The organism is Streptococcus pneumoniae, from assembly GCA_040719455.1.
GTDB classification, from domain to species: domain Bacteria; phylum Bacillota; class Bacilli; order Lactobacillales; family Streptococcaceae; genus Streptococcus; species Streptococcus pneumoniae_G.
Genome location: JBFDTN010000002.1, coordinates 1 through 1,085 on the forward strand (window position 1 = coordinate 1; position 1,085 = coordinate 1,085).

The following is a 1,085-nucleotide window of genomic DNA, read 5'->3' on the forward strand; positions in this document are numbered from 1 at the left end:
GGCGAATTGTCAAATTAAGTGCACATTTATCCCATAAAAAACTTCATAAGGTGTTTTCCAGTTTAGACATTTTCGTGGTCTGTTATTTAATTTATCTTCCCATTCCTGAATGATTAAGTGTTCTACCTCTGTTAAGTCACTTCCTTTTGGAAAATACTCTCGCAATAAGCCATTTGTATTCTCGTTTGTTCCTCGTTGCCAAGGAGCATGAGGATCAGGAAAATAGACTTCGACATTTAGTTTCTTGGTGAGTTCAGGATGTCCTGAGAATTCCTTACCTCTATCAGGAGTCACTGTTTCTTTTGGTAGGGACTCTAACATATTTACCATGGCTTCTATAACCAATTTACTTTTCTTGACAGCTACTTTCTGAATTTTGAGGAAGCGGGAATGCCTATCAGTGAGTGTTACTAGGCAAGCTTTTCCAGTCTTTCCAGCAACAGTATCGGCTTCCCAATGACCTCTTCTCGAGCGTTCATTAGCTGCTATTGGCCTCTCATGAATGGTATGAGAAATAGGAATTTTTCCTCGCTTTTCCACATGGGATTGTGTATGGCGTGTTTTACGATGGTGACGAAGTTTGCGAACAACCCCACGAGCACCATGTGAAAGAGGCGTGTCGTCAAAGTGACCGCGATAGATAGCTCTATAAATGGTTTGATAACTAATGACGGGTTTTCTCGTTTTCTATGTATCGCCCCTCAATTTCTTCTGGCGACCATTGACACTCAAGAAAAAGATGCTTGACGGTCTGACTGAGTTCAGTGTCTATTTCTAATTTCCTTTTTCGCCCACAATGCGATTTAGCGAGATGATAAGCTGTTTGTGCCCTACTAGGCGAATAGTTGCCTTGTTTTGAATGACGTTTTAATTCACGGCTAATACTTGAGGGGTGCCGATGTAATAGTCGTGCTATTTGAGAAAAGGTCATCCCTTTAGTACGATAAATCAGAATACTTTCTCGTTCATCTATGGTAAAATGATGGTAGCTCATAAGATTTCCTTTCGTAAGATGTTTGTTCAGTTTTATTTTACTAGAAAAAATCTTATGAGTTTTTATTGTGCACTTATATTGTAAATTCAAG

At 39.3% G+C, this 1,085-nt stretch carries 1 pseudogene; it reads right to left on the reverse strand.

Annotated features, from left to right (window positions below):
* Positions 1–9: 9 nt before the first annotated feature.
* Positions 10–994 (reverse strand): annotated as a pseudogene (locus tag AB1I63_10760) (IS30 family transposase).
* Positions 995–1,085: the final 91 nt, after the last annotated feature.